Here is a 20,121-nt window from a genome sequence, read left to right as displayed (position 1 = left end):
GTAGGCAACTGCGGTCCCAGCCGCGGACCGCACCACCTGTAACGAGGAGGGATCACCGGGGCTACGAGCGTATGAGTGCATTCACTCTTCCCAGTGGATTGCGCACACCTCTTCGATTCTCAGGCGTTGATCTCAGGCGTTGTCGATGAATCGGTCCAGGACCCGCACGCCGAACGTGAGCCCGTCGACCGGCACCCGCTCGTCCACGCCGTGGAACATCCCGGCGAAGTCGAGCTCCGGCGGCAGCTGCAACGGGGCGAAGCCGAAGCAGCGGATGCCGAGGTCGTCGAAGGACTTCGCGTCCGTGCCGCCGGAGAGCATGTACGGAACCGCCCGCGCGATCGGGTCCTCGGCCTTCAGTGCGCCCTGCATGGCGTCCACCAGTCGGCCGTCGAAATCGGTTTCCAGCGCCTTGTCCCCGTGCACGTCCTCGCGCTTCACGCGCGGGCCGAGGATGCGGTCGAGGTCGGCGAAGAACTCGTCCTCGTACCCGGGCAGGAAGCGGCCGTCGACGTGGGCCGTCGCCTGGCCGGGGATGACGTTGACCTTGTAGCCGGCGCCGAGCATCGTCGGGGCGGCGGAGTTGCGCAGGGTCGCGCCGACCATCTTGGCGATGCCGCCGAGCTTGGCGAGCGTGGCGTCCATGTCGTCCGGGTCCAGCGGGGTGCCGAGCGCGTCCGAGAGCTCGTCCAGGAAGGACCGTACGGTCTTCGTCACGCGCACCGGCCACTGGTGGCGGCCGAGCCGTCCCACGGCCTCGCAGAGCTCCGTGATGGCGTTGTCCTTGTTGGTCATGGAGCCGTGGCCCGCAGTGCCCTCCACCGTGAGCCGCATCCAGTGCATGCCCTTCTGGGCGGTCTCCACGAGGTAGAGCCGGAGGTTCTCGTTGACGGTGAAGGAGAAGCCGCCGACCTCGCCGATCGCCTCCGTGACGCCCTCGAACAGCCCCGGGTGCTTGTCGACGAGGTGCCGCGCGCCGTAGATGCCGCCGGCCTCCTCGTCCGCGAGGAAGGCCAGCACGATGTCCCTGGGGGGCTTGCGGCCGCTGCGCATCCGGTCGCGCACGACGGCCAGCGTCATCGCGTCCATGTCCTTCATGTCGACGGCGCCCCGGCCCCACACGCAGCCGTCGGCGATCTCGCCCGAGAAGGGGTCGTAGGTCCAGTCGGCGGCGTTGGCCGGAACCACGTCCGTGTGCCCGTGGATCAGCAGCGCCGGCCGGGACGGGTCCTCGCCCTCGATCCGCGCCACGGTCGAGGCGCGGCCCTTGTGGGACTCGAAGATCTGCGGCTCCAGCCCCACCTCCGCGAGCTTCTCGGCGACCCACTCGGCCGCCTTCCGTTCGCCGGGGCCCGAATGGTCCCCGTAGTTGCTGGTGTCGATCCGGATGAGGTCCCGGCAGAGGTCGACGACCTCGTCCTCGCCGGTGACGGTCCTGCCCGCGCTCGACTCGCTCACGCTGCTTCCTCCCACTGATCAGTACCGAACTGCCTCCATCCTCCCGCTCGCGGCCGCTCTCCCCAAGGGCGTTCCCCGGCCGAAGGGGGGGTGATCGGGGACCCCGGAATGTTTGGTAATGTTTTCCACGTCGGAACGGCCCGCGAGGGACGCGAGACAGACACCTTGTCCGGGTGGCGGAATGGCAGACGCGCTAGCTTGAGGTGCTAGTGCCCTTTATCGGGCGTGGGGGTTCAAGTCCCCCCTCGGACACCAACAGAAGGACCCCGCCTCGGCGGGGTCCTTCTTCGTGTGCGCCGCCGTCGGCGCGGAGGCCGGGACGCCCGTACGGGCCCCGCGGACGGGGCCCCGTACGGGCGCGGGTGGTCAGTCGCGGGCGGCGGCGAGCTCGGCCACGCGGCCGCGGACCAGGAACCAGCCGCCGACCAGGGCGGCGCCGATCAGCGGCACGAACATGACGGTGGTGCGGCCGACGCCGCCGTCGCACCACATCAGGACCAGGACCGCGGCGAGGAAGACGAGCGTCACGATCTGCGTGTACGGGGCCCAGGGCAGGCGGTAGGAGGGGCGCTCCAGGCGGCCCTGCCGCGCGCGGCGCCAGAAGTGGAGCGAGCAGAGCATGACCATGGCCCAGGTGCCGAGGATGCCGAGCGAGGCGAAGTTCAGGACGATCTCGAAGGCCTCCTCCGCCATGAAGTAGTTCAGGACGACGCCCGCGACGCCGAAGGCGGCGGTGAACAGGACCCCGCCGTAGGGCACCTTGCCCTTGTTCATGACGCCGGTGAACTTCGGTGCGGAGCCGGCCAGGGACATGGAGCGCAGGATGCGGCCGGTGGAGTACAGGCCGGAGTTCAGGCTGGAGAGGGCGGCCGTCAGGACCACCAGGTTCATGATGCCCGCTGCGCCGGGGACGCCCAGCTGGTCGAAGACGGTGACGAAGGGGCTCTGGTCGGAGCTGTACGCCGTGTACGGGAGCAGCAGCGCGAGCAGGACCACGGAGCCCACGTAGAAGAGGCCCACGCGCCACATGATCGAGTTGATGGCCTTCGGCATGATCTTCTCGGGGTTCTCGGTCTCGCCGGCGGCGACGCCGCAGAGCTCGACGGAGGCGTACGCGAAGACCACGCCCTGGATGACAAGGAGCATCGGCAGGACGCCGGAGGGGAAGAGCCCGCCGTTGTCGGTGACGGTGGACAGGCCCGGGGTGTGGCCGCCGATGTCGTGGCTGGTGGCGACGAGCCAGATGCCGACGATCAGGAAGACCACCAACGCGGCGACCTTGACCAGGGAGAACCAGAACTCCATCTCGCCGAAGTACTTCACCGAGATCAGGTTCGCGGTGAGGACCACGGCGAGGGCGATGAAGGCGAGGACCCACTGCGGGACGTCGGTGAACAGCGACCAGAAGTGGGCGTAGGTCGCGGCGGCCGTGATGTCGGCCACGGTGGTCGTGGACCAGTTCAGGAAGTACAGCCAGCCGGCCGTGTAGGCGCCCTTCTCCCCCATGAACTCACGGGCGTAGGAGACGAAGGCTCCGGAGGAGGGCCGGTAGAGCACGAGCTCGCCGAGGGCGCGGACCACGAAGAAGGCGAAGACGCCGCACACCGCGTAGGCGATCGCGAGGGAGGGGCCGGCTCCGGCGAGGCGGCCGCCCGCGCCGAGGAACAGGCCGGTGCCTATCGCCCCGCCGATCGCGATCATGTTGATGTGGCGGGACTTGAGGTCCTTGCTGTAGCCCTCGTCACCGGCGTCGACATGGCGGGAAGACGCCGGGGCGGGAGCCTCGGTCAAGGTGCGGTCACTCATGTATGACTTCGCCTTCGTGGGTGTGGGGCAGACAGGGCCGGACCGCCGCGCAGGGGAGCTGGGTGGTGTCACCTGGGTGTCGGTCCGGTCGATTCGATCGCCCCAGGAGAACACGGGGCTCCGCTGCCCGCCAAAATGAGGCCCTGTGCACCGCAGCCCCCGACGACCTTGGAATCCGGCGTCAGGGGCTGCGTAGAGGCTGGAAAGCGAGGTCAGTCGCCCGAAGTGGCCTCTGCCGCCTGGTCGAGTCGGAAGGCCTCGTTGCCCAGGCCGATGCGGGCGTGCACCTCCGGGCGGCGGCTGCGCAGCAGCAGGCCGTACCCGAGGCCCGCCACGACGGCGGCGCCGATGACGGCGGGCAGGGCCCAGCTGAGCGCGGAGCCCTCCTCGGCGCCGACCAGGACGCCGAAGTCCTTGACGGTGTAGACGGCGATGGCCAGGAGCGCGAGCCCGGCGGCGCCGGCCGCGACGAGCCGCCAGACCTGGGCCCCCGCGGTGCCCCGGCGGACGAAGAACGCGATGACGGCGAAGGACGCGGCGGCCATGAGCAGGGTCACACCCAGGGCGCCGACGCTGCCCATCCAGGTGAACAGGTGCAGCACGGGGGCGGTGGGGTCCCCGGCCGGCAGGTCGTCGGTGGCGGCGAAGGCGATGACGACGACGGTGGCGATCACGCTCTGCAGGAGGGAGCCGGTGCCGGGGGCTCCGGTGCCGCTGTTGGTGCGTCCGAAGGCGGCGGGGAGCAGTCCCTCGCGGCCCATCGCGAAGGCGTAGCGGGCGACCACGTTGTGGAAGCTGAGCACGGCCGCGAACATGCCGGTCACGAAGAGGACGTGCAGGACGTCGGTGAACGTCGTGCCCAGCCGGCTCTCGGTGAGCGCGAAGAGCAGGCCGGGGCCGGCGTCCTTGGAGGTGGCGACCACTTCGGAGGGGCCGGTGGCGACGGTGAGGGCCCAGGCACTGAAGGCGAAGAAGAGGGCGGCGAAGCCGACGGCGAGGAACATCACCCGGGACACGACGATGTGCGGCTTGCTGGTCTCCTCGGCATACACCGGGGACTGCTCGAAGCCGACGAAGGCGGCGATGCAGAAGCACAGGGCGGTGCCGAGGCCGGCGCCGGTGAGGGTCTCGGGGTTGAAGGCGTGCAGCGAGAGGCCCTCGGGGCCGGGCTCGGTGAGCGCGGCCACGTCGAAGACGACGACCAGGGCGCACTCGATGAGGAGGAGGACTCCGAGCACCTTGGCGTTGAGGTCGATCTTGAGCCAGCCGAGGGCGCCGGTGGCGGCGACGGCCAGCAGGGCCGGTATCCACCAGGCGAGTTCGATCCGCAGGTAGGTGGCGAAGAGGCCGGAGATCTCGAAGCCGAGGATGCCGTACACGCCGACCTGCATGGCGCTGTACGCGACGAGGGCGACGAATGAGGCACCCGCGCCGGCGGTGGGGCCGAGGCCGCGGGCGATGTAGGCGTAGAAGGCGCCGGCGTTGTGGACGTGCCGGCTCATCTCGGCGTAGCCGATGCTGAAGAGCGCGAGGACGATACCGAGGATGACGAAGAGCAGCGGCTGGCCGACGATGCCCATCACCCCGAAGGTCGTGGGCATGACACCTGCGACCACCATCAGGGGGGCGCTGGCGGCGAGTACGGAGAGCAGCAGGCCGGCGGTTCCCAGGCGGTCGGCGCGCAGGGCGCGGTCCTGGCCCTTGTACGTACGGATCTCGGCCGGGTCGCGGAGCGTGGTGGATCTGCCCGTCGGCATGGCGGTGTCCTTTCGGGGTGGTCGTTCCGGGGGGGGCGGGGCGGCGCCTGTCTGACGTCAGGCGGTGCCGAGGGCCGCGTGGCGCGCGGCGAGGAAGGCCTTGTGCGGATCGCGGTCCGGATAGGACCAGGGGGCGCGCGTGGCGTGGCTGCCGATGCGGTGGAAGAGCGCGGCGGCCTCCGCCGGGCGGCCCTCGCAGAGCTTGGCGTGGGCCAGGAAGTTGAGGTCGACCCGGTTGCGGGGATGGTCCTCCCGCTCCCACTCCAGCCACCAGTCGAAGGCCGAGCGCAGCACCTGGCGGGCCCGGCGGCCGGACCAGTGGGCGGCCGCGGCGTCGGGGGTGTGGCCCCGGGTGGCGGCGAGTACCCGGTAGCGCTCGGCGTGCGCGACGACGGGGAGCACGGCGAGCGGGGAGTCCGCCGGGGACTCCTCGGCGGCCCAGGCCGCGAAGTCGTAGACCTCGTGGAGGGGGTCGTGACCGGAGCCGGGGGCGCGTTCCGCGAGCCTGGCGACCATCAGGTGGTGGGCGTGGTGGTGCTCGCGGTGGCGGGCCCGCACCTGGTCGAAGTGGCGGCTGAAGTCCTCCTCGTTGCCGAAGGCGCGGGAGAGCAGCAGCAGGCCGAGCCAGGGCGTCGGGTCGGCGGGGAGCAGCGCGGCGGCCCGGCGGCAGGCGTCCTCCGCGGCTTCCGGGGTGCCCTTGCGGCGCAGGGCGGTGAAGACGGCGGCGCAGGCGAGGAGGGCGGCGGCGTCGGCGCTCTCCGGCTCGGCGAGGAGCCATTCGCGGGCCCAGGCGGTGGCCGCCGGGGTCTCGGCGAGGACCACGACGCGGTGGCCCCTGCGGTCCCAGTCGTCCCCGGTGGCGACGAGCAGGGAACGCGCCGCGGACCAGCGGCCCTGGGTGAACTTGGCCCGTACGTCGACGAGCTCCGCGTCGCACAGGGCCGAGTCGAAGAGCTGGGCGTCGCGCTTGCGGGCGCGGCCGAGGGGCGGCGGAGGCGGGGACATCCGCGGGTTTCCCTCCAGAACACGGGCGGACGGGCGGAACACTGTGGACGGCGCGGGCCGCGGCCGGAACGCGCGCGGGGGTGTGCGCGGGTGCCGTCGCCTCGGCGGCCGAGGACCGTACCGGCGAGCGGGTCGGATGATCACGCACAGCAAAGCGGTACGCACAGCTCCGCGTCAAGGTCCAGTCCACTGCGTGGCGGGTTTCAACTGCTTCGCCGGTGAGGTGAGTTGGGCCGCTTGTGCCGGTTCGGGAGCCGGACGGGCGACACCGTAGGGTGGGGCCGTGAACGCATACGACGATCTCCCCCCGTACCAGATGGCCTTCCCCGGACCGCTGCGCGACCGGCTGGTCGCGGCGGTACTGAGCGGAGCGAAGACCAGCACCACCGGGCTGCTCGACGCGTACCGGGTGGAGGGCGAGCCGCTGCCCGAGGCGGGGCAGCGCTCGGCCCTCGTGGACTCCGCCGAGCGCCCGGTGGCCGTCCTGGAGATCACGGACGTACGGGTCCTGCCGCTCGCCGAGGTGGACCTGCGGCACGCGCGGGACGAGGGTGAGGGGTACGCGTCAGTGGCCGAATGGCGCTCGTCCCACGAGGGGTTCTGGCACGGGCCGCAGATGCGGGAGCTGCTCGGGGACCCCGGTTTCACGGTCGACGACGACACGATGGTGGTGGCGGAACGTTTCCGCGTGGTGGAGGTCGCGGCCGACGGCGGCTGAACCGCACCGGCGGTACGGGGACACCCGGGCTACCGCCTCCACCCGGCGGGGCGGGCGCTTCCGGTCCCGCCGGGTGTCCCCGTACCGCCCGCGCCGTCAGGCCACCGCTCGGGCCGCGGCGCGGCCCGCCGCGCGGCCCGAGAAGAGGCAACCGCCCAGGAAGGTGCCCTCCAGGGCGCGGTAGCCGTGCACCCCGCCGCCGCCGAAGCCGGCCGCCTCGCCCGCCGCGTAGACGCCGGGCAGCGGCTCGCCGTCCGCCGCCAGGACCCGCGAGGAGAGGTCGGTCTCCAGGCCTCCCAGCGACTTGCGGGTCAGGATCGAGAGCCGGACCGCGATCAGCGGACCGGCCGCCGGATCCAGGATCCGGTGCGGAGCGGCGGTGCGGATCAGCTTGTCGCCGAGGTACTTGCGGGCGCCGTGGATCGACATCACCTGGAGGTCCTTGGTGAAGGGGTTGGCGATCTCCCGGTCCCGGCCGGTGATCACCTCGCGCAGCGCCGCCTCGTCGATCAGGTCCTCCTTGGTGACCGCGTTCATCCCGCGCACCAGGGCGGACAGGTCGCGCTCGACGACGAAGTCCGCGCCGTTGTCCATGAACGCCTTCACCGGTTCCGGTACGGCCTGCCGCGCGCGGGAGATCACGCCGCGGACCGACTTCCCGGTGAGGTCGGGGTTCTGCTCGGAGCCGGACAGGGCGAACTCCTTGCCGATGACGCGCTGGTTGAGCACGAACCAGGTGTGGTCGTGCCCGGTCCGCATGATGTGTTCGAGGGTGCCGAGGGTGTCGAAGCCCGGGAAGAGCGGTACGGGGAGCCGCTTGCCGGTGGCGTCCAGCCAGAGCGAGGAGGGGCCGGGGAGGATGCGGATGCCGTGCCGGGACCAGATCGGGTTCCAGTTCTCGATGCCCTCGGTGTAGTGCCACATCCGGTCCTTGTTGATGTGGCTGGCGCCCGCCGCCTCCGCGATGCCCAGCATCAGCCCGTCGACGTGCGCGGGGACGCCGGAGAGCATCCGCTCGGGCGGGGTGCCGAGGCGGGCCGGCCACTGCGCGCGGACCAGGTCGTGGTTGCCGCCGATGCCGCCGGAGGTGACGATGACGGCCTGGGCGCGGAGGGAGAACGCCCCGGTGGCCGCGCGGCCGCTCGCGGTGCCGCGTACGGCGTCGGAGGGCTCCAGGACCTCGCCCGTCACCGTGTCCACCGCGCCGGCCGTGCGCGCGAGGCCGGTGACCCGGTGGCGGAACCGCAGCTGCACCAGGCCGCGGGCCACCCCGGCCCGGACGCGCCGCTCGAAGGGCTCCACGAGTCCGGGGCCCGTGCCCCAGGTGATGTGGAAGCGGGGCACGGAGTTGCCGTGGCCGTTCGCGTCGTAGCCGCCGCGCTCCGCCCAGCCGACCACCGGGAAGAAGCGGACGCCCTGGGCGTGCAGCCAGGACCGCTTCTCACCGGCCGCGAAGTCGACGTAGGCCTCGGCCCAGCGGCGCGGCCAGGCGTCCTCGTCGCGGTCGAACCCGGCGGTGCCCAGCCAGTCCTGGAGGGCGAGGTCCCGGTTGTCCTTGACGCGCATCCGGCGCTGCTCGGGCGAGTCCACGAGGAAGAGGCCGCCGAAGGACCAGTGGGCCTGGCCGCCGAGGGACCGCTCCGGCTCCTGGTCGAGCAGGATGACCTTGCGGCCCGCGTCGACGAGCTCGGCGGTGGCCGCGAGCCCGGCGAGGCCGGCCCCGATCACGATCACGTCTGCGTCGTACGCCATGGGTGTCCCGTCCTCCGTCGATGGTGGGGCAGATCCTTGGCTACGGAGCGGTAACCAGTCAACAGCGGTGGTTGGATGAACCGTGTGAGTGCCGCTGATGAAGTGCTGGACGTGGTGGACCGGGACGACCGGGTGACGGGGCGGGCCACGCGCGGCGAGGTGTACGCGCGGGGGCTGATCCACCGCTGCGTGTTCGTGCGGGTCCTGGGGCCGGACGGGACGGTCTTCGTCCACCGCCGGACGGCGTCGAAGCTGGTGTTCCCCTCGCACTACGACATGTTCGTGGGCGGGGTGGTGGGCGCCGGCGAGGGCTACCCGCAGGCCGCGCTGCGCGAGGCCGAGGAGGAGCTGGGGGTGTCGGGGCTGGCGCAGCCGGTGCCGTTGTTCAAGTTCCTGTACGAGGGCCCGGGCGGTGCCTGGTGGTCGTACGTGCACGAGGTGCGGTGCGACCTGCCGGTACGGCCGCAGGTGTCGGAGGTGGACTGGTACGCCTTCCTCGGCGCGGACGATCTGGAGCGGCGGGTGGCCGCGGGCACCTGGCCGTGGGTGCCGGACGGGCTGGAGGCGTACCGGCGGCTGGCCGGGTTCCGCGCCCGGGGCGGTCGCGGCGCGGCGGGGTAGCTGCCCGTAGATTGCGCCTGTGATCGACTTCGTCAAAGACGTACGCCTCTGGTTCGCGCCGCAGCGGCTCCGGGACGAGGGCGTGACCCCCGACTACCGGTTCTCGCTCGCCAACGAGCGGACCTTCCTGGCCTGGATCCGCACCGCGCTGGCCCTGGTGGCCGGCGGCTTCGCCGTCGACCAGTTCCTGCCCGACCTGCGATGGGCGGTGCGCGTCGCCCTGGCCGTCGCGCTGCTCGCGGTGGGCGCGGCGTGCGCGGTGCGGGCCGTGAACCACTGGACGCGCTGCGAGCGGGCGATGCGCCGGGGCGAGGACCTGCCGCTGTCGCGGTTCCCGGTGGTGCTGAGCCTCGGTGTGGGACTCGTCGCGGTGGCGATGGTGGTTCTCGTACTGCTGGGCTGGACGTCGGGGTCGTGAGCGTTCCCGGCGAGCCCCGCGACGCCGGGCTGCAACCGGAGCGGACCCGGCTCGCGTGGCGGCGCACGACCCTCGCCTGCTCGGTGGTGGCGGTACTGGCGCTGCGGCAGGCGGTGCGCGGCACCGGGGCGCCGGTGGAGGTGGCCGGGGCCGCGGTGATCTCGCTGATCTGGCTGGCGTTCCTGGGGGTGGCGCACCGCCGGGTAGGGGCGCTGGCGCGGGCCCGGCCGGGGGCGCTGGCGCCCGGGGCCGCCGCGGCGGCGACGGCGTGCACGGTGGCGCTGGCGGTGTTCGCCGCAGCGGTGATCCTCTGAACCGGCAGGCATGCGGGCGGCCGCGCCCCGCGGGCTGTCGTACCGTCCGACGATCAGCGGATCACATGATCGGGCTTTCCCGCGCCGCCGGGATGAAACGGGCGATACCATCCGATCCGCACTAGCCTCGACCCATGACGACCCTGCACCACGAGCACCCGACGCACGAGCACACCCACGGCGCCGACTGCGGGCACCGGGCGGTCCCGCACGGCGACCACCTCGACTACGCGCACGACGGCCATCTGCACCGGGAGCACTCCGGGCACTGGGACGAGTGCGAGACCCCGGGCCACGCCACCCACCAGGGCCACGCGCACGAGCACGGCACGGGCTGCGGGCACGACGCGGTCCCGCACGGCGACCACCTGGACTACCTGCACGACGGGCACCGGCACGCCGCCCACGACGGTCACTACGACGACCACTGACCACGGGCCGCTGACCACGGGCCACGGGCCACCGTCGGCCCCCGGCCACCGACTTCCGATCTCTACCCCCCTCCCCCGCGGCCGCCCCGGCTGGCAGGATGCGATGCGCCTGACGAAGCGACCCCGGGGAGAGCGCCGATGTCCGTCGAAGAGCCGTACCTCGTCCAGCCCGCACCGGGGGTGTACGCGTACGTCCAGCCGGACGGCGGCTGGTGCCTCAACAACGCCGGCTTCGTGACCGACGGCGGGCAGACCCTGCTCGTCGACACCGCCGCGACCCAGCGGCGGGCGCTGGCCCTGCGCGCGGCCGTCGTCGGCGCGGGGGCGCCGCTGCCCCGCACGGTGGTGAACACCCACCACCACGGCGACCACACCTACGGCAACGCGGTCTTCGCACCGGAGGCCCTGATCGTCGGGCACGAGCGCGCGCGGGCCGAGCAGCTCGCCGCGGGCCACCAGCTGGAGATGATCTGGCCTACGACGGATTTCGGCGCGATAGAGATCACCGCCCCCGACCTCACCTACAGCGGGCGGCTGACCCTGCACGTGGGCGGGACGGACGTACGGGTCCTGCATCCGGGAGTGGCGCACACCACCGGCGACTCGATCGTGTGGCTGCCACGGCAGCGGGTGGTGTTCACCGGTGACCTGGTCTTCGCCGGAGGGACCCCGTTCCTGGCCATGGGTTCGCTGGCCGGCTCGTTGCGGGCGCTGGAGCTGCTGCGCTCGCTGGACGCGGAGACCGTCGTTCCGGGCCACGGGCCGCTGACCGACGGTTCGGCCTACGACTCCACCGAGCGGTACCTGCGCTACGTGGCCGGGCTCGCGGCGGCGGGGCGGGAGAAGGGGCTGACCCCGCTGGAGACGGCCCGGCAGGCGGATCTCGGCGAGTTCGCCGCCTGGCGGGAGAGCGAGCGGCTCGTGGCGAACCTGCACCGGGCGTACGCGGAACTGGCCGGGGAACGGGAGGGGGCCCCGCTGGACATCCCGGCGGTGCTCAGGGACATGACGGTGATGAACGGGGGGACGCCGATCCTCTGCCACGCGTAGCGGGACCCGCGGCGACGACGGCGACGGGGGCCGGGACGGCCACGAGGCCGGCCTCGACCTGCGCCCGGTCCGGGACTTTTCGGCTCGGGCTCTGGACGCCATACCGACTGGTCGGCATGATGGCAGCGGCAGGTGTGGGCACGGTAGCCCCGCCCTCCTCTCCCGTCCGCTCCCACGGAGGTGCGCCCATGACGTCAGCCCCGGCCCCGGACCCCGGCCCGGCCGGCCCCCGCGGCCTCGATCTGGAACGGCTGCGGGGCCATTTCGACCGGGTGCGCCCCGGACTCGCGACCGGGCCGCTGCGCGGACGGCTGATCGAGGGCGGCCGGTCCAACCTCACCTACGAGGTCACGGACGGGGCAGCCCGCTGGGTCGTGCGCCGGCCGCCCCTCGGCCACGTACTGGCGACCGCGCACGACATGCGGCGCGAGCACCGGGTCGTCGCGGCGCTGCACGACACGGCCGTACCGGTGCCGGAGACGGTGCTGCTGTGCGAGGACGAGTCGGTGCTCGGAGCCCCCTTCTACGTGATGGAGTTCGTGGACGGGGTGCCGTACCGGACCGCGGACGAACTCGCCGCGATCGGCCCCGAGCGCACCCGGCGGGCGGTCCTGGGCCTGGTCGACACCCTGGTCGACCTGCACGCGGTGGAACCGGGGTCGGTGGGCCTGGGCGACTTCGGCCGGCCCGAGGGCTTCCTCGACCGGCAGTTGCGCCGCTGGGGCAAGCAGCTCGCGGCCTCGCGGGGCCGGGAGCTCGCCGGGATCGACGAGCTGCACGGCTCGCTCGGCCGGGCGCTGCCGGCCTCCCCCGCGCCGACGGTGGTGCACGGCGACTTCCGGCTCGACAACGTCCTGATCGGCGGCCCGGACGACTCGATCCGGGCGGTGCTCGACTGGGAGATGTCGACGCTCGGCGACCCGCTCACCGATCTGGGTCTGCTGGTGATGTACAGCTCCGACCTGGGCCTGAGCGACTCCCCGGTCAGTACGACGAGCGCGGCGCCGGGGCATCCCCGGCCGGCCGAGCTGATCGAGCGGTACGCGGCCCGCTCCGGCCGGGACACCGGATCCATCGCCTGGTACACGGCCTTCGCCTGGTTCAAGCTCGCCGTGATCCTCGAAGGCATCCACTACCGCTACACCCTCGGGCAGACCGTCGGCGCGGGCTTCGACCGGATCGGCGAGCTGGTCCCGGTCTTCATCGAGCACGGACTGACCACACTGCGGGACCGCCAGGACCACCCGATCCGCCACGACCACCCCGTCCGGCACGACCACCCCGTCCGCCAGGAAGACTGAGGCACGCACCCATGGACTTCGCATTCGACGCCCGGACCGAGGAACTCCGCGAGCGGCTGCTCGCGTTCATGGAGGAGTACGTCTACCCGGCGGAGCCCGTCGCCGCCGAGCAGCGCGCGCGGCTGGCCTCGCCCTGGGACACCCCGGCCGTCTTCGGTGAACTGAAGGCCGAAGCGCGGCGCCGGGGCCTGTGGAACCTCTTCCTGCCGGACGCGGAACACGGCGCCGGGCTGACCAACCTCCAGTACGCCCCGCTGGCCGAGATCACCGGGCGCAGCCCGCACCTGGCACCGACGGCGACCAACTGCGCGGCTCCCGACACGGGGAACATGGAGCTGCTCGCCCAGTTCGGGAACGAGCAGCAGAAGAAGCAGTGGCTGGAGCCGCTGCTGGCCGGCGGGATCCGGTCCGCCTTCGCGATGACCGAGCCCGAGGTGGCCTCCTCGGACGCGACGAACATCGAGACCCGGATCGAGCGGTCCGCGGGCGGTTCTGGCGACACGTACGTGGTGACCGGCCGCAAGTGGTTCATCTCCGGGGCCATGAACCCCGACTGCAAGATCTTCATCGTGATGGGCAAGACCGACCCGCGGGGGGCCGATCCGCGCCGCCAGCAGTCGATGATCCTGGTTCCCCGCGACACCCCCGGCGTCGAGGTGCGGCGGGCCATGACGGTCTACGGGTACGAGGACCACGACCACGGCGGCCACGCCGAGGTGGTCTTCGACGGGGCCCGGGTCCCGGCCACGAACCTGATCGGCGAGGAGGGCGCCGGCTTCGCCATCGCCCAGGCCCGGCTCGGTCCGGGCCGGATCCACCACTGCATGCGGCTGATCGGCATGGCCGAGCGGGCCATCGAGCTGATGTGCCGGCGCGCGGTGGACCGTACCGCCTTCGGCAAGCCGCTGGCCGCGCAGGGGGTCGTGCAGAACTGGATCGCGGACGCGCGGGTCACCGTGGAGCAGCTCCGGCTGCTGGTGCTGAAGACGGCCTGGCTGATGGACACCGTCGGGAACCGCGGCGCGCACACCGAGATCCAGGCCATCAAGATCGCGACCCCGCGGGCGGTCGTGGAGATCCTGGACCGCGCGGTGCAGCTGCACGGCGCGGGCGGGGTGAGCCAGGACTTCCCGCTGGCCGAGCTGTGGGCGGCGGCGCGGACGCTGATGCTGGCCGACGGGCCGGACGAGGTGCACCAGCGCTCGCTGGCACGCCGGGAGCTCAAGCGGTACATGTAGCGCCGGGCGGGTCGCGGCCCGCGGCGGGCTTCCGGGCGCGTCGCGGCCCGCGCGGGCTTCCGGGCGACGGGCTCTTGAGCAACGGGGCCGGAGGGTGCCCGGGCTTCCGGGCACCCGTGTCCGCGTCCGTACGCGCTACGGGCGCAGGGCGCGCAGCAGCAGGTCGGCGAGGTGGTCGGCGACCTGCTGCGGCGTGAGGGGGCCGTCCGCGCGGTACCAGGTGGACAGGTGGTGCACCGAGCCGAAGTGGTAGTCCACCACCAGGTCCGCGGGCGTGGCGTCGGAGAACACCCCGGTGCGCTGCCCTTCCTCGACCAGGGCCCGGAAGCGCTCGTGGTAGCGCCGGCGCTCGGCCCGTACCTGCTTGAACTTCTCCGGGCTGAGCTGGTGCATCGACCGGAAGAAGATCATCGCGTCGTCGAGGTTCTCGATGGTGGTCACCACCACGTCGGCGGCGGCCGCCCGCAGCCGGTCCTCCACCGGAGCGCCGGATCCGGCCACCGCGTCCAGCCGCTGCTGCTGGAGCCGCAGCATCCGCGCGTACACCTCGTGGAGCAGGTCGTCCTTGGACCCGAAGTAGTGGTACAGCGCGCCCTTGGTGACTCCGGCCGCCTCCACGATCTCCTGGACCGAGGTGCGGTCGTACCCGCGCTCGGCGAAAAGCCTGGTCGCGACCGCCAGCAGCCGCTGCGGTACCGGGGCTTCGTGCGTGCCTGCTGGCTCCGTGGTCCTGGCCGCCATGGCTCCGACCTTCCCTTCCTCGTCCCTGCCTGGCCGGTGTGACCAGCTGTACGACCGTCCGACTGTTTTCAGCCGCGCTCGTGCAGTTCCCGTCGCAGGATCTTGCCACTGGTCGTCTTCGGAAGGACAGGCAGGATCTCGACCCGGCGCGGGTACTTGTACGCGGCGATCCGCGCGGCACAGTACGCGGACAGTTCCGCCGGCTCGACGGAGGCCCCGGGGCGCAGGCTCACGTACGCCTTCACGCTCTCGCCCCGGTACGCGTCCGGGACGCCGACCACGGCCGCCTCGCGGACGGCGGGGTGGGTGTAGAGCACGTCCTCGACCTCGCGCGGCCAGACCTTGAAGCCGGAGGCGTTGATCATGTCCTTCTTGCGGTCGACCACGTAGAGCCAGCCGTCCGGGTCCATGAAGCCGACGTCGCCGGTGCGCAGTTCGCCGTCCGGGAAGGTCGCGGCGGTGTCGGCGGGCAGGCCCCAGTAGCCGGGCACGACCTGCGGGCCCCGGACGGCTATCTCGCCGGTCTCCCCGAAGGGGACCTCCCCGCCGTGCTCGTCGAGGATGCGGACGACGGTGTCGGCGCCGGGCACGCCGACGGACAGGGTGCCGGAGACGGGGTCGACGGGGGCCTCGCGGTGCGCGGGGACGGAGGCGCAGGGGGCGGTGCACTCGGTGAGGCCGTAGCCGTTGCGGAGGTAGAAGCCGAAGGTCTCGCGCAGGCGTTCGACGAGCGCGGGCGGCAGCGGGGCCCCGCCGGAGGAGACCACCCGGAACGAGGCGAAGTGGTCCGCGGTGGCGTCGGGGTGAGCGGCGAGGGCCATGAAGGCGGTGGCCGGGCCGATGGTGTAGGCGGGGCGGTGTTCGAGGAAGGCGTCGAGGACGACGCCCGCGTCGAAGCGGTGGGCGAGGACGAGGGTGCCGGCGTTGGCGAGGCAGGCGCCGAGCTGGCAGACCATGCCGGTGATGTGGAAGAGGGGTGCGAGGGCGAAGTAGGTGGCGCCCTCGGGCAGGGGGTGGCCGGTGACCTGGCGGACGGCGTTGTAGGTGAGCGCACCGTGGGGGTTCATGGCGCCCTTGGGGGTACCGCTGGTGCCCGAGGTGTAACTGATGAGGGCGGTGTCGGCGGCGGTGAGCCGCGGGTCCGGCGGCGCCGGGTGGCCGCGGCGGGCGGTGGCGGTGAGGTCGGCGGGCCGCACGGGGCGGGCGGGGGCACCGGCGGCGGGACGGGCGGCGGCGGTGTCGGTGGCTGTGCCCGTGTCCGTGCCGGTGTTCGTGCCCGTGCCGGTGCCGGTGCCGGTGTGTGTACCCGTGCCGGTGTTGGTGCCCGTGCCTGCGTCCGCGACCGGGGGGAGCACCCGCGGATCGTTCCTGGTCTGGAAGTCCCGGTCGGAGGCGGTCAGGGCGATCCGTACGGCCGTCCCCGCGACGGCCTCGCGCAGGTACGCCGTCCAGGCGCGGCCGTCGCAGACCAGCGCGCGGGCCCCGGAGTCGCGCAGGACGTGCCCCACCTCGCGCGCCTTGTACATCGGGTTGAGCGGGACGACGACGGCTCCGGCCTTCCAGGCGGCGAGGACGGCCAGGACGTAGTGCGGGGTGTTCTGCAGCATGACGGCGACGCGGTCGCCGCGCCGGACGCCGTGCGCCGCGAGGTGACCGGCGACCGAGTCGGACAGGGCGTCGGCCTCGGCGTAGCCGGTCCGGCCGTCGAAGTAGGCCAGCGCGGTGCGCCCGGGCGCCCGGGCGACGGCCTCGCGGAAGGCGTGCAGCAGGGTGGGGGGCGGCGCGACGGGCGCGCGCTGGGCCGGGCTGAGCACGGCGAGCCAGGGCCGGTCCGCGTACCTCAGGGCGGGCCCGGCCGGGACCGCGGGGTCGATCGGGGCGAGGTCGGCCGGGGCGAGGTCGATCGGGGCCGGGTCGGCCGGGGCGAGGTCGGCGGTCACCGGCCCTCCCACTTCTGTTGGAGATGGCTCATGCCGCCGAGCCAGTGGTCCGTGTCGGTGGCGCGCACGGCGTAGAAGTCCGCCACCTCGGGGTGCGGGAGGATCAAGAACCGGCCCTTCTCCATGCCGTCGAACAGCGCGTCCGCGACCGCTTCCGGCTCGATCGCGGTCGGTGCGAGGACGAGCTCGCCCGCCGAGCCCGCGGCGGTCAGCATGTCGGTGCGCACCCCTTGCGGGCAGATGGCGTGGACCTGGACGCCCCGGTGGCGGTAGGTCAGCGACAGCCATTCGGCGAAGGCGAACGCACCGTGCTTGGTGACACTGTACGGCGCCGCTCCGATCATGGTCAGCAGTCCGGCGGCCGAGACGGTGGACACGAAGCGGCCGCTCCCCCGCTCCAGCCAGTCCGGCAGCAGCAGCCGGGCGGCGCGGACGTGGGCCATGACGTTGGTGTCCCAGGCCGCTTCCCAAACGGCCTCGTCGGCGAAGGCATCACCGCCCGAGGCGAGTCCGGCGTTGGCGCAGTAGACGTCGACCCTCCCGCCGAGGGCCTCGCGGGCCTCGGCCGCGATCGCCGAGGCATCGCCGGGCACCGCGATCGCGCGGGGCCCAATCGCGCCCGCCACGGCGGCGGCCCGCGCCGCGTCGAGGTCGTTGACGACCACGGTGGCGCCCTCGGCCGCGAAGCGGTGCGCGAGGGCGGCGCCGATGCCGCCGCCCGCTCCGGTCACGACGACTCGCTGGCCCTGGTACGCGCTCACGGGGATCACCTTTCGCCTACGGCGCCGGTCTCCGATGACCGGATGGCCGGATGACCGGCAGACTAACCGGTCGGTATGTCGGGACGGAAGAGGTGTGCGCCCTAGCGTGACCGGATGACGCTGTCACGACGCGGGGTGCTGGGACTGGCGGGGGCGCTGGGAACGGCCGGAGGGCTGCTCCCCGCCACGGCCGCCGGGGCGGCTGCTGCCGCCCCCGCGGGTCCCGGCGCGCCCGCGCGGGCCGCGCGGGTTCGGACGGGCTTCGAGCGGCTCGCCGCCGACGGGTACGGCGTACTGGCCGGCCGGCGGGTCGGGGTCGTCACCAACCCCACCGGCATCACCGCGGACGCCCGCCACCTGGTCGACGTACTGCACGCGGACGACCGGGCGGACCTGGTCGCGGTGTTCGGGCCCGAGCACGGCTTCCGGGGGACGGCGCAGGCCGGGGGTTCCGAGGGGGCCTCGCGGGATCCGGCGACCGGCCTGCCCGTGTACGACACGTACGCCACGAGCGGTCAGCGGCTCGCCGACGTGTTCACGGCGGCCGGCGTCGACACCGTCGTCTTCGACATCCAGGACGTCGGGGCGCGCTTCTACACCTACATCTGGACCCTCTACGACTGCATGCGCGCGGCCTCGCTCGCCGGCAAGGCGGTCGTGGTGCTGGACCGGCCCAACCCGGTGGGCGGCCGCCGGGCCGCCGGACCGGTGCTGGAGCGGCCGTACGCGAGCTTCGTGGGCCGGGAGCCGATCGCGCTCGCGCACGGGATGACGGCGGGCGAGCTGGCCCGGCTCTTCAACGGCGAGTTCCTCGCCGACGCCCCGGTGCGGCTGGAGACGGTGGCGATGACCGGCTGGCGGCGGGGGTCCTTCTTCGGGGAGACCGGACTGCCGTGGGTGCCGCCGAGCCCCAACATGCCGACCCCGGACACGGCCCTCGCGTACGCCGGCACCTGCCTGTTCGAGGGCACGAACCTGTCGGAGGGGCGGGGCACGACCACCCCCTTCGAAGTGCTGGGCGCCGAGGGGATCGACCGCGGGTGGGCCGAGGCGGCGAACGCGCTGGAGCTGCCCGGGGTGTGGTTCCGGGAGACGTACTTCGCTCCGTCCTTCTCCAAGCACGTGGGGAAGGTGTGCGGCGGGGTCCGGCTGATCGTGCACGACCGGGAGGCGTTCGATCCGGTCCGGGCGGGGATCGGACTGCTGGTGACCGCGCGGCGGTCGTGGAGCGGTTTCGCCTGGCGCGCGGACCACTGGATCGACCGGCTGACCGGATCGGACCGGGTCCGCACACTGATCGACGCGGGCGCCGGAGTGGAGGAGATCGCCGGCGACTGGTCGGCGGGACTGGCGCGGTTCGAAGCCGTGCGCGGGGAATACCTCCTGTACGGGTAGCCGAGCGCGCCGGGGGTCCGGCCGGACGGGCGCGGCGGCGGGATGCCACTCGGCCGAGGGCGTACGCACGGGCGGCGAGCGCGGAGGGGGACGTCATGGGACACAGGGGTGTCGGGATCGGGGCCGGTCCGTACGCGGAGCTGACCTTCGACTCCGAAGGCGACGCGGACCGGGCCTCCTTGGGCGCGGTGGCCCGGATCGAGGCCACGGACCTGCTGGTCTTCGCGCACGGCTGGAACAGCGACCGGTCCGCGGCGACCCGTCTCTACGACCGATTCTTCGCCCCCTTCCCGGGGCTGGTCGGAGCCGGGGTACGACTGGGGTACGTGGGCGTCGTGTGGCCCTCGATGCGCTTCTCGGACGAGCCCATACCGGACTTCGACCCGCCCGGCGCCCTCACGGGACCCGGCTCCGGCACGGCGCTGGACCCCGCCACCCGGCGGGCGCTCGGCGCGTTCTGGCCCGGGCGCGAGGAGGTGCTGGACCGGGTCGCCGAATTGCTGGAGGAGCGGCCGGAGTCGACGGCTGCCTTCGTCGAGTTCGGCGCGCTCATCAGGGAGCTGGCCGGGGTGGACGCGGTCCCCGCGGGGGCGGTGCCCGTGGTGCCCGCGCTCTTCACGCACGACGTCGTGGAGGTGTGCCGGGCCCTCACCCTCGCCCTGGCCGAGTCGGGGGCGCTGCCCGGGGACGCGGTGGAGCACGGTGTCCCGGCCGGAGCCGGGCTGCGCGGGCCCGGGCCGCGGGGGCTGTGGAACGGCGCCAAGGAACTGCTGCGGCAGGCGACGTTCTACCGGATGAAGAAGCGGGCCGGCGTGATCGGCGAGCGCGGCCTGGGCCCGGTACTGGCGCGGCTGGCGGCCGAGCGGCCGGCGCTGCGCGTCCACCTGATCGGCCACAGCTTCGGCGCGCGGGTGGTGTCCTTCTCGCTGCGCGCGGTGCCGGCCGGGGCCCGGTACGTCAAGTCCCTGACCCTGCTCCAGGGAGCCTTCTCCCACTACGCGTTCACCGACCGACTGCCGCACGACCAGGGCCGGGGCGGCGCCCTGAGCGGCCTCCAGGGACGGGTCGACGGGCCGGTGGTGGCCTGCCACTCGGCGCACGACATGGCCCTGAAGGTGTTCTATCCGCTGGCCTGCCGGACGGCGGGCGATTCGGCCGGTCTGCTGGGTTTCGACGAACGGTGGGGCGCCATCGGGCACGGCGGGGTGCGGGCGGTGCCCGGCGCGCCCCGGCTGAGCCTCGACGCGGCGCTGCGCGGGGGGCTGCCCGCCACCGGTTGTGTGAGCGTGGACGCGGGCTCCGTGGTCCGGCGGGGCGGCGCTCCCTCGGGGGCGCACAGCGACATCTGCCACGAGGAACTGGCCCGGGTCGTGGTCACCGCGGGGCGCATGGGGCGCTGAGTTCCGGCCACGTGC

The 20,121-nt window shown here is 73.3% G+C and carries 18 protein-coding genes and 1 tRNA gene; 11 read left to right on the top strand and 8 right to left on the bottom strand.

All coding sequences use genetic code 11. The features are described 5' to 3' along the window. Nucleotides 1-132 precede the first annotated feature (132 nt). Nucleotides 133-1,458 carry a M20/M25/M40 family metallo-hydrolase gene (locus ACWFQ8_RS16775; RefSeq protein WP_453786964.1) on the bottom strand — a complete coding sequence of 442 codons (1,326 nt, stop codon included), beginning with the start codon at nt 1,456-1,458 and terminating at the stop codon, nt 133-135. A gap of 167 nt (nt 1,459-1,625) precedes the next feature. Between ACWFQ8_RS16775 and ACWFQ8_RS16770 the strand changes: the two genes are divergently transcribed. Continuing rightward, nucleotides 1,626-1,713: transfer RNA gene (locus ACWFQ8_RS16770), tRNA-Leu, on the top strand. A gap of 111 nt (nt 1,714-1,824) precedes the next feature. Here ACWFQ8_RS16770 and ACWFQ8_RS16765 read toward each other — a convergent pair. The 3 genes from ACWFQ8_RS16765 to ACWFQ8_RS16755 form a co-directional block, all read right to left on the bottom strand. Then, nucleotides 1,825-3,264, bottom strand: a complete 1,440-nt coding sequence (locus ACWFQ8_RS16765) for an amino acid permease (RefSeq protein WP_453786963.1) — start codon at nt 3,262-3,264, stop codon at nt 1,825-1,827. A 212-nt stretch (nt 3,265-3,476) separates the two neighbouring features. Further along, a complete protein-coding gene (locus ACWFQ8_RS16760; protein ID WP_453786962.1) occupies nt 3,477-5,021 on the bottom strand; it encodes an APC family permease in 1,545 nt (514 codons plus the stop codon). 57 nt (nt 5,022-5,078) lie between these two features. Continuing rightward, nucleotides 5,079-6,026: a hypothetical protein gene (locus ACWFQ8_RS16755; protein ID WP_453786961.1), complete on the bottom strand. Its 948-nt coding sequence runs from the start codon at nt 6,024-6,026 to the stop codon at nt 5,079-5,081. 316 nt (nt 6,027-6,342) lie between these two features. On the opposite strand from ACWFQ8_RS16755, the gene ACWFQ8_RS16750 reads away from it, so the two are divergent. Beyond that, nucleotides 6,343-6,744: an ASCH domain-containing protein gene (locus tag ACWFQ8_RS16750; protein ID WP_453787002.1), complete on the top strand. Its 402-nt coding sequence runs from the start codon at nt 6,343-6,345 to the stop codon at nt 6,742-6,744. A gap of 96 nt (nt 6,745-6,840) precedes the next feature. Here the strand turns inward: ACWFQ8_RS16750 and ACWFQ8_RS16745 are convergent, their stop codons facing one another. Continuing rightward, a complete protein-coding gene (locus tag ACWFQ8_RS16745; protein ID WP_453786960.1) occupies nt 6,841-8,496 on the bottom strand; it encodes an FAD-binding dehydrogenase in 1,656 nt (551 codons plus the stop codon). A 75-nt stretch (nt 8,497-8,571) separates the two neighbouring features. Here ACWFQ8_RS16745 and ACWFQ8_RS16740 point away from each other — a divergent pair, with 75 nt between their 5' ends. From ACWFQ8_RS16740 to ACWFQ8_RS16710, 7 genes are all read left to right on the top strand, one after another. Continuing rightward, nucleotides 8,572-9,117, top strand: a complete 546-nt coding sequence (locus ACWFQ8_RS16740) for an NUDIX domain-containing protein (protein ID WP_453786959.1) — start codon at nt 8,572-8,574, stop codon at nt 9,115-9,117. A 19-nt stretch (nt 9,118-9,136) separates the two neighbouring features. Beyond that, complete coding sequence (locus tag ACWFQ8_RS16735) at nt 9,137-9,535, top strand: YidH family protein (protein ID WP_453786958.1); 399 nt, start codon at nt 9,137-9,139, stop codon at nt 9,533-9,535. Then, a complete protein-coding gene (locus ACWFQ8_RS16730) occupies nt 9,532-9,849 on the top strand; it encodes a DUF202 domain-containing protein (RefSeq protein ID WP_453786957.1) in 318 nt (105 codons plus the stop codon). Before ACWFQ8_RS16735 ends, ACWFQ8_RS16730 begins: the two co-directional genes overlap by 4 nt. A 134-nt stretch (nt 9,850-9,983) precedes the next feature. Then, nucleotides 9,984-10,280, top strand: coding sequence for a hypothetical protein (locus ACWFQ8_RS16725; RefSeq protein WP_453786956.1), 297 nt, complete (start codon nt 9,984-9,986; stop codon nt 10,278-10,280). A 138-nt stretch (nt 10,281-10,418) separates the two neighbouring features. After that, entirely contained in the window at nt 10,419-11,330 is a 912-nt protein-coding gene (locus ACWFQ8_RS16720; protein ID WP_453786955.1) for an MBL fold metallo-hydrolase, read from the top strand. Nucleotides 11,331-11,518: 188 nt separating this feature from the next. Further along, complete coding sequence (locus ACWFQ8_RS16715) at nt 11,519-12,631, top strand: phosphotransferase family protein (protein WP_453786954.1); 1,113 nt, start codon at nt 11,519-11,521, stop codon at nt 12,629-12,631. Between the two features lie 11 nt (nt 12,632-12,642). Beyond that, complete coding sequence (locus tag ACWFQ8_RS16710) at nt 12,643-13,869, top strand: acyl-CoA dehydrogenase family protein (RefSeq protein WP_453786953.1); 1,227 nt, start codon at nt 12,643-12,645, stop codon at nt 13,867-13,869. 135 nt (nt 13,870-14,004) lie between these two features. On the opposite strand, the gene ACWFQ8_RS16705 is transcribed toward ACWFQ8_RS16710, so the two are convergent. The 3 genes from ACWFQ8_RS16705 to ACWFQ8_RS16695 form a co-directional block, all read right to left on the bottom strand. Further along, a complete protein-coding gene (locus tag ACWFQ8_RS16705; protein WP_453786952.1) occupies nt 14,005-14,610 on the bottom strand; it encodes a TetR/AcrR family transcriptional regulator in 606 nt (201 codons plus the stop codon). Between the two features lie 68 nt (nt 14,611-14,678). Next, a complete protein-coding gene (locus ACWFQ8_RS16700) occupies nt 14,679-16,484 on the bottom strand; it encodes a class I adenylate-forming enzyme family protein (RefSeq protein ID WP_453787001.1) in 1,806 nt (601 codons plus the stop codon). Nucleotides 16,485-16,546: 62 nt separating this feature from the next. Further along, nucleotides 16,547-17,311 carry an SDR family oxidoreductase gene (locus ACWFQ8_RS16695; RefSeq protein WP_453786951.1) on the bottom strand — a complete coding sequence of 255 codons (765 nt, stop codon included), beginning with the start codon at nt 17,309-17,311 and terminating at the stop codon, nt 16,547-16,549. Between the two features lie 114 nt (nt 17,312-17,425). Here ACWFQ8_RS16695 and ACWFQ8_RS16690 point away from each other — a divergent pair, with 114 nt between their 5' ends. Then, nucleotides 17,426-18,706 carry an exo-beta-N-acetylmuramidase NamZ family protein gene (locus ACWFQ8_RS16690; protein ID WP_453786950.1) on the top strand — a complete coding sequence of 427 codons (1,281 nt, stop codon included), beginning with the start codon at nt 17,426-17,428 and terminating at the stop codon, nt 18,704-18,706. 95 nt (nt 18,707-18,801) lie between these two features. Further along, on the top strand, nt 18,802-20,106 hold the full coding sequence (locus ACWFQ8_RS16685) for a serine-threonine protein kinase (protein ID WP_453786949.1): 1,305 nt from the start codon (nt 18,802-18,804) through the stop codon (nt 20,104-20,106). Nucleotides 20,107-20,121 lie beyond the last annotated feature (15 nt).

It is taken from the genome of Streptomyces sp. NPDC055254, from assembly GCF_053606025.1.
The sequence above is the reverse complement of the archived record's forward strand: the minus strand, read 5'-3'. Positions and strand labels throughout refer to the sequence as shown.

Bases quoted from the DNA above. Each gene is read 5' to 3' on its own strand.
- ACWFQ8_RS16715 (WP_453786954.1), top strand. From the start codon at position 11,519: ATGACGTCAGCCCCGGCCCCGGACCCCGGCCCGGCCGGCCCCCGCGGC.
- ACWFQ8_RS16690 (WP_453786950.1), top strand. From the start codon at position 17,426: ATGACGCTGTCACGACGCGGGGTGCTGGGACTGGCGGGGGCGCTGGGA.
- ACWFQ8_RS16720 (WP_453786955.1), top strand. From the start codon at position 10,419: ATGTCCGTCGAAGAGCCGTACCTCGTCCAGCCCGCACCGGGGGTGTAC.
- ACWFQ8_RS16745 (WP_453786960.1), bottom strand. From the start codon at position 8,496: ATGGCGTACGACGCAGACGTGATCGTGATCGGGGCCGGCCTCGCCGGG.
- ACWFQ8_RS16760 (WP_453786962.1), bottom strand. From the start codon at position 5,021: ATGCCGACGGGCAGATCCACCACGCTCCGCGACCCGGCCGAGATCCGT.
- ACWFQ8_RS16725 (WP_453786956.1), top strand. From the start codon at position 9,984: ATGACGACCCTGCACCACGAGCACCCGACGCACGAGCACACCCACGGC.
- ACWFQ8_RS16685 (WP_453786949.1), top strand. From the start codon at position 18,802: ATGGGACACAGGGGTGTCGGGATCGGGGCCGGTCCGTACGCGGAGCTG.
- ACWFQ8_RS16750 (WP_453787002.1), top strand. From the start codon at position 6,343: ATGGCCTTCCCCGGACCGCTGCGCGACCGGCTGGTCGCGGCGGTACTG.
- ACWFQ8_RS16705 (WP_453786952.1), bottom strand. From the start codon at position 14,610: ATGGCGGCCAGGACCACGGAGCCAGCAGGCACGCACGAAGCCCCGGTA.
- ACWFQ8_RS16755 (WP_453786961.1), bottom strand. From the start codon at position 6,026: ATGTCCCCGCCTCCGCCGCCCCTCGGCCGCGCCCGCAAGCGCGACGCC.
- ACWFQ8_RS16740 (WP_453786959.1), top strand. From the start codon at position 8,572: ATGAACCGTGTGAGTGCCGCTGATGAAGTGCTGGACGTGGTGGACCGG.
- ACWFQ8_RS16765 (WP_453786963.1), bottom strand. From the start codon at position 3,264: ATGAGTGACCGCACCTTGACCGAGGCTCCCGCCCCGGCGTCTTCCCGC.
- ACWFQ8_RS16710 (WP_453786953.1), top strand. From the start codon at position 12,643: ATGGACTTCGCATTCGACGCCCGGACCGAGGAACTCCGCGAGCGGCTG.